This window comes from Frankia gtarii (assembly GCF_025403375.1).
Lineage (GTDB): Bacteria > Actinomycetota > Actinomycetes > Frankiales > Frankiaceae > Frankia > Frankia gtarii.
The window spans coordinates 1-9515 of sequence record NZ_JAMPTM010000254.1; the positions used below are offsets into that span (position 1 = coordinate 1).

Sequence of the window (9515 nt, forward strand, 5' to 3'; positions counted from 1 at the left end):
CGTTGGGCGTGGTGACCCGAGACTTGCGCACGTCGATGTCGTTGGCGAGATCACCGGCGGTGGCGTAGGCGTAGGCGGCGACGACCTTGCCGTCGTCGGAGTTGCAGTACAGCGAGGCCAGGATGCGGGTGGGCCGGGCGGCGACGGCCAGGCGGGTGGCGACGGCCAGGCGGGCGCTGCGGAGGTCGGCGGGCCCGGTGGACCGCCCGGACCGGCCAGGCCGCCACCAAAGCGTGGCGGTGCCGACGGGATGGGCGGGCCCGGAGGTTGGACGGGCCCGCGCGGGCCGGTGTTTGCCGCGGGGTCGACGGGTGGAGAGGCCGACCCCGCGTATGGCGACGGCCAGGAGACGTGCCCTGGCCCGGGGCCCCGCCACAGCGGATCCGGGGTCGGACCCGGCCGGCCCGCGCCACTCGACGGGTCGACCCCGAAACGGTCGCCGGGTCTCGGTGGGGGAAAGTGCCCGGGAGGTTGCAGGATGGTGCGTTCGGCGTCGTCGAGGTCGGGGTCCGGATCGGGACCATCGCCGAGGCGCGGCCCCGGTGGCGACTGCTCGGCTGAGCGCGGCGACTCGTCGTCGCCATTGCCGGGGCTCGGCACGGTTCCTCCCGAGATGGGTGACGGGTGCGGTCCCCAGAGTAGGCGCACCTCTCCGCAAATACCGGCAGTATTGGGCTACTGCACAACAAATGCGGCCCTATCGTCGCCCGCCTGGACCTGCGGCAGCAGGCGTGCGGCGGATAGGGGGATCCCGCCGCCTGATCAGAGTCGCACCATGCTCCGGACTCCTCGTTCTGAGCCCTGGTCGGTGGGCTGAGCTGGTATCGGCCGGGGCCGGATCAGCTCTGCGGCACCGGGTTGAAGCCGCTCCACCATTCATACAAAGCGACGCCGTCGGTTCCGGTCGCCATGAACGAGACCAGCTTGTTGTCGTAGGACCAGAAGATGAAGTGACTGCTCTGCAGCGCCGTGCACACAGCGGTGCCCTGGGTCTTGTCCTGGTCGAAGTTCCAGGTGAAAACTTGGCTACCGCCCTCCTTGCACGTGCCGTTGGGCGTGGTGACCCGAGACTTGCGCACGTCGATGTCGTTGGCGAGATCACCGGCGGTGGCGTAGGCGTAGGCGGCGACGACCTTGCCGTCGTCGGAGTTGCAGTACAGCGAGGCCAGGATGCGATCGCTCTCGGCATCGCTGTTGGGCTTGCAGTCGGTCATCGCCGACGAGTCGAGCTTGGCGACCAGCTCGCTCTCGGCAGGTGTGAACGCCGTGGATGCGCTCGGGGACGGGGACGGGCTCGGGGACGGGCTCGCCGAGGAGGTGGCCGACGGGCCTGCGGGCGTGGTCGGCAGGGCGCTGGGCGGGGCCGAGGCGGTGGCCAACGGATTCCCGTCATCGGAGCCGCGGGTGAGCAGCACGACCGGGATGACGATGAGCAGCACCACCGCGACGACCGCCGCGCCGATGATGATCGTCCATCGACGACCGGAACCGCCGGGGCGAGGCCCGCCTGTGGGCCCGGAGCCAGGGGGTGGGTACGCCCCGTATGCCGCGACCGGAGGGTAGCCCTGCTGGTAGTCACCGGCTGCCGGATAGCCCGGTTGCTGGTAGCCCTGTTGCTGGTAGCCCTGGCTGTAGCCGGCGCCCGGCCCCGGGTAGCCGCCCGGCTCCTGGTAGCCGGCGGGGGGATAGCCGGGCGAGCCACCAAAGCCGCCGCTGCCCGGATCACTAAGGCCACCGTGCGGCAACGCGCCGTATCCGCCTGCCGGCGGATACGCAGCGGTTGGCGGGTACCCGTTCCCGCCCGGGACCTGGCCCTGGCCGCCGGGCGACCCGGGCGGGTACCCATGTCCTGGATTGTCCGGAAGGATCCTGGTCTGCGCTTCTTCGCCGTACGGATCCTCGAGGTGACGCGGATCGCCGCGGCCGTATGGACTCTCGTGGCTGTAGGGATCATTGAGCGGGCGGCCTGGCGCGGCGGGTGGGAATCCCGGCTGCGCGGGTGTGAGCGGTTGGCCGACCGGTGGCCAACCGCTGGCGTGGCCCGGTTGATAGCCGCCAGCATTCTCACCGACCAGGCGCGTCCTTGCCGCGTCGTCGTGCAGTTCGGCGCTGCCTGGGTAACCAGGGTCCGGGCGGGAACCGGCTGGTGTGCCTTCCACCTGTCGGGTCTCGGCGTCCGGGTCCTGGGGGCCTGGGCCCGGTGACTGCATGAGGTCCTCCTGTGCCGCGCGAAGGCCCCCCGCCGCCGCGCCCGTCTTGAAGGCCCAGCTGCCGGGATGGCTTGGGGGCGGCCGGCCACCTCAGCTCCACCCGCGCCTACCGCGGTCGGGACGGGAGAAATCGCGTCTTCATCCCAGATCGGGCTTACTGCTGATGGTAGGGCTTCTACTGCTGGAGGGGAGGACGGCGTCTGCTTGACACATCCGTGGCACCGGCCACGGCATCCATGCCCTTGGCCGAGGCTGCGGTCGGGCGCCTGCACGACCGGGGCTCCACACCGATCCGTACCGGCCGGCTGGGACGGGCCGACGGGGCCACCGCGCGATCAGGCAGCGTATCGGATGACGATGTCGTCCACGATCGACTCCAGGAACACCCGGTCGACGGACTCGCCGGTGAGGAGCACCCGCTGCAGGATGATGGCGGTGCCGATCTCCATGAGGATCGCGTGATCGACGTCCGGGCGGAGCTCCCCGCGGGCGATGGCATGTTCGACGATGGTGTGGGAACTCGCCTCGCGCTGCGACCAGAGTCCGCCTCGCAGCGCGTTCCGTAGATCAGGATTGCGGGGCATTTCTGAGATCAGTTCGGCGATGATCCGCCCGCGGTCCCCCCGGATGGCCTCGTGAAAGGAGGTCAGGAATTCGATGATGTCCAGCCGCAGGGAACCCGTGTCCGGAGTCGGCATGCGTTCCTCGGCAAAGGCGTTGATCGCATCTATCACCATCGCGAGTTTCGACGGCCAGCGCCGGTAGATCGTGGCCTTGCCGGCGCGGGCGCGGGCGGCCACCCGGTCCATGGTCACGCCGTCGTATCCGAGTTCGGCGAGCAGGTCCAGCGTGGCTGATCGGATCGCGTGGTCTCGGCTCTCGTCGCGGGGTCGGCCGCCTGGGCGCGGCGACGCGAGCGAGGGCTGGGTCACGACACATTCTCCGACGGCTGCGGACTGGCCGGTGCCTGTCGCGTGCGTTCCGAGAGTCGATCTGTGACTCATGGTGGATGACCGTGAACGCGTAGCACCGGATTGGCCCGCAGAGCGTAACTCGCCGGGGATACTTCGAGTACGAGTTGGCACCGGACCAGATGGTGCTTCCCGGTGTCCGGGCGGGACCAGAATCGCCCGCCCTTCGGGTGGTGGGCCTGCGCCTCTCCCCGTTCGTGGCGGCGGCTGGACGCCCGAGTGGGGGAGCGCGTTGGTGCCGTTGAGGCGGGTGTGGGCTGGGGTGCCCATCGGTGTGCCGTCCGGGGGTGAGACGCCGGTCCAGCGTCGAGCCGCGATTGTCCCGTCCGGGTGGAGCGGACCAGTCCGAGAGCGCCGGCCGAGATTGTCGCAGTGATCGACCCTGGCCGGCGTGAGCTCATGGGCGGCCTGATCGGCGCAGTGGAGCCGGGCGGCGACGCCTGCCCCCGCCCGGAGGCCGGCAGTTCGGCCGACTCCCGGCGACCAGGTCGGCCAGACCCGGCAGTGCGGCCGGCGCCAGCCTGTCGCCCGCGGGCGGGGAGCGGCCGGCGGGCGAGGGAAGGTCAGATCCGGCCGGCGTGTTCCGGGACCGGCCGGGGGTTCTCCTGGTCGGCGCCGTTGTTCACCGCGGCCTTGGGATCGTCGGGGTGCAGGAACACCCACTTCTTGTAGGCCCAGAAGCGGAACACCGTTCCCAGCCCGGTACCGATGACGTTGCCGAACAGGTTGAAGGCGAGCACGCCGCGCAGGTCCAGCACGTAGCGGGCGAACCCGAGGCAGCCGAGTGCGATCAGCAGGCCAACGGTATTCAGGATCACGAAGAGGGTGTACTCGCGGCGCAGACCGGTCCGGGCTCGGTGGTTGAAGGACCACTGCCGGTTTCCGATGTAGGAAAATGTGGCCGCGATCACCGTAGAGACGGTCTTCGCGCTGAGTGGGCCCATTCCGAGAAGTGTGTGACACAAGTTCGAAACCAAGAAGTCGATGGCATAGCAGACGCCGCCGACCAGCCCGAACTTGCCCATCTCGTGGATGAGTACCTGCATCGGCGAGCGTGTCTGCCGGTGGCTCACCACAGGTGACCTCGTTCGATTCTTACCACCCGAGGAGAGTACCGGCTGCCTCCCCCTCGGCTCAGGGCCACCCCCTCGGATGGGGGCGCCGGCTCGATCACCGCCTCGGTCGACGTCCAGATCTCGACTGCTGGTAGTGATGTAAGTCTACCGGAGTGTGGTTGAGTCACTCGTGATGTGTTCCCTAATCTACGATGAGTGATGCAACCGATTCGCTTCGAAGGGCAACGTGAGTGGCGCAACCTAGGCGAATGTGGGGAACACCGACGAAGCTGGGTAGGTGGACGGCATCCTGGCAATGCGGGAGCGCGGTCACCACAGATCGGGAGGATGGGTCACGATGATCTCCATTGCGAGTGGGTCGCACGGCTGATGTCGACGTCGACCGACCACCAGAGCCCGGCCGAGACGGCCGCCGACACGCACGCCGACCGGATCCGCCCGGCGGGACCGGTGGACGGCACGGCCACGGTGACGGAGCTGCTGCTGACCTACGCGGCCGGCCACCCGGCCCGGCGGCAGGAGGCCGGGCTGCCGGCCTCTCCGACCGCGCGCCCACGTCTGGGCGTCGCGGTCGTCGCCTGCATGGACGCCCGGATCAACGTTGAGGCGCTGCTCGGCCTGACCGAGGGGGACGCGCACATCCTGCGCAATGCCGGCGGCGTCATCACCACGGACGTCGTGCGCTCGCTCGCGGTCAGTCAGAACGTGCTCGGCACCACGGAGATCATCCTCCTGCACCACACCTCCTGCGGCCTGGAGAGGATCACCGACGACGGCTTCCGCGACCAGCTGGAGCGGGACACCGGCGTGCGTCCCGAGTGGTCGGTGCAGGCGTTCACCGACGTGGAGGATGACGTGCGCCTGTCGCTGCGGATCCTGCGCTCCTCGCCCTTCCTGCAGACCACGATCTCGGTCCGCGGTTTCGTCTACCAGGTCGAGACCGGTGCGCTGGTGGAGGTCCCGGCCTGATCGACGCGCGGGGTCAGCGCTGCGGCCGGCCCAGCGCCCGGTAGGTCCAACCGGCCGCCCGCCACCGCCCGGGATCGAGGGCTCCTCGGCCGTCGATGACGACGGGCCGTGCCACGTGCGGTCGTAGCACTGCCGGGTCGAGCTCCCGGAACTCGTGCCACTCGGTGAGAAGGAGCACGACCTCGGCGCCGGCCACCGCGTCGACCACCGAGTCGGTGAAGCGCAGGTCTGGGTAGCAGGTCCGGGCGTTCACCACGGCCGCCGGGTCGTAGACCGACACATGGGCTCCGGCCCGGCGCAGCGCCTCGGCTACAGCCAGGGCCGGCGAGTCGCGGATGTCATCGGAGTTGGGCTTGAACGCGGCTCCGAGCACACCCACCACCCGGTTCGTCGGTGAGCCGCCCAGCACTTCCCGGGCCAGCGCCACCGTGCGCGTCCGCGCCCGGGCGTTGACGGCGTCCACCTCGCCGAGGAACGCCAGGGCGCGACCGACCCCCAGCTCGTCCGCGCGGGCCTGGAACGCCCGGATGTCCTTGGGCAGGCAACCGCCGCCGAATCCGATGCCGGCCTGAAGGAATCGGTGCCCGATCCGGGCATCGTGCGCCAGCGCGCTGGCCAGTTCGACGACATCGCCGCCGGCGGCCTCGCACACCTCTGCCATGGCGTTGATGAAGGAGATCTTCGTGGCGAGGAACGCGTTCGCGGCGACCTTGACGAGCTCGGCGGTGGTGTGGTCGGTGACGACGACGGGGGTACCGGCACCGATCGTTCGGGCGTAGATCGCTCGCAGCCGCCGTTCCGCGGCGCCGCTGGGAGCGACGCCGAAGACCAGCCGGTCCGGGCGCAGGGTGTCGTCGACGGCGAAGCCCTCCCGCAGGAATTCAGGATTCCAGGCGAGCTCCGCGCCGGGCGCACCCGCGGCGAGCTTCGCCGCGAGCCGGGTGGCCGTGCCCGTGGGCACCGTCGACTTGCCGACCACGAGGTCCGCGGGGCCCAGTCCGGCCGCGATCAGCCCGCTCACCGCCGCGTCGACGTGGCGCAGGTCCGCCGCGCCGGAGTCGTGCCGCTGGGGCGTCCCCACGCAGATGAAGTGCACGTCGGCCCGGTCGACCGCCTCAGCCAGCGAGCCCGAGAACGTGAGCCGTCCGGCCTCGAGGTTCTTGCGCAGCAGCGCCTCGAGGCCCGGTTCGTAGAACGGCACCTCGCCGCTGGACAACCGCCGGACCCGGTCTGCGTCGATGTCGACGCCGATCACGTCGAAGCCCAGCTCGGCCATGCACACGGCGTGGGCCGCGCCGAGATAGCCCGTGCCGATGACGCTGATCCGCGGATCGGTGGACCTGCTCACGCTCGGCACCTCCGCTGCGCAGGGGAACGACGTGGATCCCCTGCGCCCCGCCATCGCGCACCGAGAGCCACCGGTTGACGAGAGTAGTCACTACCCTCCGGCGCCGGCCGCCACGTCGGCACAATCGGGCCTCACCCGAGGTGGGGGAGGCGCAGCGTCCGTGCGCTCGGGCCCGCGAGTGCGGGCGCGTCGGCCCCGGGAACGCCGGCTTCCTCAGGACCCGCACCGCCCGTTCCGCCGGCCGCAACGGGCGCTGCGGCGATGGCGGTTACCCGCTCGGACTCGATCCGGCGGGTGAGCGCGGCGGGGTCGAGGTGCCGACAGAGCACCACCGATGCGCCGGCCACCAGCGGAGCGAGCAGGCCGCCGAGGAGCCCCTCGGCCGACGCCAACGGCGCGGTGGACAGGACCCGGTCCGCAGGTCCCAAGGCCCAGGCCGCCGCGATCCGTGCGCCGGCACGCAGCAGCTCGACCTGTTCCGGCGGAGGCGGCGGCGGGTTGAACCGGTCGCCGTGCGCAGGCACCTCGACGGAGTAGTCGAGCACGCCCGCAACGGGCCGCGGCATGCGGCCGCCCAGCGGGCGTAGCGACAGCGCCACCGTCTCGTCGACCACCAGCTCGGCGGTCGCGTCGAGCCGATCCTCGGCCACGAACAGCGCGCCGAGGCGGGTCGTCGGCGGCAGCGTCGAGCCCGCGGCCAGCGCACCGCCACCGCCGTTCTCGTCGACGGCGAGGACGACCTCCAGCCCCGCCGACCAGCCGGCGAGCGGGATCACCAGGCCCAGCCAGTGGGTCGGCAGGTCGATCCCGATGCGGTCGCCGGCACCGAGCCCGAGGGTGTCGACGAGCATGTTCGCGGTCTTCGCGACCCAGTTGTCGAGCGTGATGGCGGAGAACTCCACCCGCTCGCCGGTCGCGTCGTCGTAGAAGGTCACCAGCGGCCTGGCCGGGTCGGTGGCAAGCCGATGGGCGAGTAGTCCGGCGATGCCCCGCACTCCTGCGGGGACGTTTCCCTCCGGCGGGCCGCCCGCGCCCGCCGGACCCAGCAGCCGAGCGGCGGGTACCAGCCGCGGCGACGCCCCGGTCACGGCGTGCAGGAGGTGTCGGCGGGCAGCGGCGTGGGCGTACCGGGGGCGCCGGCACCCGTCCCCGCGGTGCCCGTCCCCGCGGTGCCAGTCCCGGCGGCGGATGAGGAGGCAATGGCTGCCGCGGCGCCCGTTGGGGACGTGGCGCCGACTGTCGCTGCAGCGCCGCCTGGGCCGGCCGCCGCGCCTGGACCAGCCGCGGCCGTCAGGCCGGCGAACGCGGTGCCGAGGACGACGACGAGTCCGTTCCCGGTTCGCGCGGGGTCCTCGACCGGCAGACCGCCGGGCAGTCGGGTGGCCAGGGTGCGCGCAGCGCCCTGCTGGCCCGGGGGGTAGTGAATCTCGGTCAGCGCCTGACCGTTCATCGTCGCCGTCGTCATCGGTCCAGTGAATCCGAGTGACCGCAGCGCGTCGACAGTGGCGGCGGCGAGCCCCGTACGCCCCGACGCGTTGCGGACGGCGGCGACGGTGATCCCGGCAGGGTCGACCCCGACCCCGGGGTCGGACGTGCTTGCGGCAGGGGCGGGGGTCGCCGTGGCCGGGCGGGCGTCGCTCGCGGGCCGCAGCGGCGCCAGCACCTGGACGAGGCCGGCCTGGTCGGCGACCAGCACGGCACCGTGGGGCGGGACCGTTCCCAGCCCGTCGACGGCGCCGTCGACGGGCAGCGCCACCCGGGTGGGAACCGTGACGAAGCGGACTCCGCCCGCGCCCAGTCCGCTGGCCCGCTTCGCCAGGGTGAGCATCGCGGTCTGGTCGAATCCCTTGTCCACCCGCAGCGCGCCGCCGACCGCACCGAGCAGTGCGGTGATCTTCGCGGGGTTGGAGAGCACGCCCGCGCTGGTCGCCGTCGCCAGGAGTTTGGCGAGAAACTGCTGCTGACGCAGGACGCGCAGCCGCTCGTCACCGAGGGCGTAGCGGGTGCGGACGAAGGCGAGCGCCTGCTCGCCGTTCAGCCGGTTCTCCCCGAGGTGGCCGTCCCATCCGGACATCGTGTCGTGCAGGTTGCGAGTGCTCCCGTCGGGCAACGGTGTCACGCAGACGGTGACGCCGCCTACCGCGTCCGTCATCGTCCGGAATCCGGCGAGATTGATCGAGATGGTGTGGTCGATCTTCAGGCCGGTGAGTGACTCCAGCGTGGTGACGAGGCCGGGCACGTCCGCCAGCTGGAGCACCTCGGTCAGCTTCGCGCGGCCGTCCCGGGCCGCGGCCCGGGTGGGGGGCACGACCGGCACGAGCATGTCGCGGGGGAAGGACAGCAGGGTCACGGAGCCGTTCCGGGCGAAGTGGACGATGATCGTCGTGTCCGATCGCACCCCGTCCACGGCGCCGTACTCTCCGTTGGTACCCGCTCGGCTGTCATCGCCGAGTAGCAGGATGTTCTGCTCGCCGGTCGCGCCCGCCGGTCGGGCGCCATCGATGTCCCAGTTCACCCGGGTGATGGCGCCGTCGAAGTGCCGGTAGGCAGCCCAACCCAGCGAGCACAGCCCCAGGACGAGCACGGATAGCAGGCTGGTAACGGTGAGCGACAGCCGGCGCAGGAACGAGCGGTGCCGGCGCGGCCGGCGGGGATCGAGCTCCGGCGGCAGCCGTAGCGGCCGCTGGCGCGCGGGCCGGCCGTGTGGGCCGCTCGGGCGATACAGCCCGGCTGGCCGGGCTGGACGTGGCGGTGCTGGACGTGGCGGTGCTGGACGTGGCGGTGCTGGACGTGGCGGTGCTGGACGTGGCGGTGCTGGACGTGGCGGTGCTGGACGTCGCGGCCGAACGGGCGCCGTGGGTGGCTCCGGCGCCGATGGTCCCCCACGCAGGTGCCATAGGTCGGGCGGGGTACGCGGGGTAGGTGGCGTCAGCGCCGGACG

Annotated in this window: 8 protein-coding genes and 1 pseudogene; 2 read left to right on the forward strand and 7 right to left on the reverse strand. The window is 71.6% G+C overall.

Annotated features, from left to right (window positions below; translation table 11 throughout):
* The 4 genes and pseudogenes from NBZ83_RS25890 to NBZ83_RS25905 all read right to left on the reverse strand — a co-directional run.
* Window positions 1-376 (reverse strand): annotated as a pseudogene (locus tag NBZ83_RS25890) (hypothetical protein); the annotation flags it as partial.
* A 463-nt stretch (window positions 377-839) separates the two neighbouring features.
* The gene (locus NBZ83_RS25895; RefSeq protein ID WP_261575970.1) at window positions 840-1745 is read right to left on the reverse strand and encodes a hypothetical protein; all 906 of its coding nucleotides are present in this window, start codon (window positions 1743-1745) and stop codon (window positions 840-842) included.
* Window positions 1746-2545: 800 nt separating this feature from the next.
* Entirely contained in the window at window positions 2546-3142 is a 597-nt protein-coding gene (locus NBZ83_RS25900) for a TetR/AcrR family transcriptional regulator (RefSeq protein ID WP_261568111.1), read from the reverse strand.
* Window positions 3143-3744: 602 nt separating this feature from the next.
* A complete protein-coding gene (locus tag NBZ83_RS25905) occupies window positions 3745-4254 on the reverse strand; it encodes a GtrA family protein (RefSeq protein ID WP_438803198.1) in 510 nt (169 codons plus the stop codon).
* Window positions 4255-4626: 372 nt separating this feature from the next.
* Between NBZ83_RS25905 and NBZ83_RS25910 the strand changes: the two genes are divergently transcribed.
* Complete coding sequence (locus NBZ83_RS25910; RefSeq protein ID WP_261568112.1) at window positions 4627-5226, forward strand: beta-class carbonic anhydrase; 600 nt, start codon at window positions 4627-4629, stop codon at window positions 5224-5226.
* Window positions 5227-5239: 13 nt separating this feature from the next.
* On the opposite strand, the gene NBZ83_RS25915 is transcribed toward NBZ83_RS25910, so the two are convergent.
* The 3 genes from NBZ83_RS25915 to NBZ83_RS25925 form a co-directional block, all read right to left on the reverse strand.
* Window positions 5240-6583 (reverse strand): UDP-glucose dehydrogenase family protein, encoded by a 1344-nt coding sequence (locus NBZ83_RS25915; protein WP_261568113.1) that lies wholly within the window; start codon window positions 6581-6583, stop codon window positions 5240-5242.
* Between the two features lie 122 nt (window positions 6584-6705).
* Window positions 6706-7662, reverse strand: coding sequence for a TIGR03089 family protein (locus NBZ83_RS25920; RefSeq protein ID WP_261568114.1), 957 nt, complete (start codon window positions 7660-7662; stop codon window positions 6706-6708).
* Window positions 7659-9158 carry an LCP family protein gene (locus tag NBZ83_RS25925; protein WP_261568115.1) on the reverse strand — a complete coding sequence of 500 codons (1500 nt, stop codon included), beginning with the start codon at window positions 9156-9158 and terminating at the stop codon, window positions 7659-7661. Before NBZ83_RS25925 ends, NBZ83_RS25920 begins: the two co-directional genes overlap by 4 nt.
* A 119-nt stretch (window positions 9159-9277) precedes the next feature.
* Here NBZ83_RS25925 and NBZ83_RS25930 point away from each other — a divergent pair, with 119 nt between their 5' ends.
* Window positions 9278-9496, forward strand: a complete 219-nt coding sequence (locus tag NBZ83_RS25930) for a hypothetical protein (protein WP_261575971.1) — start codon at window positions 9278-9280, stop codon at window positions 9494-9496.
* Window positions 9497-9515 lie beyond the last annotated feature (19 nt).

Bases quoted from the DNA above. Each gene is read 5' to 3' on its own strand.
- NBZ83_RS25910 (WP_261568112.1), top strand. From the start codon at position 4,627: ATGTCGACGTCGACCGACCACCAGAGCCCGGCCGAGACGGCCGCCGAC.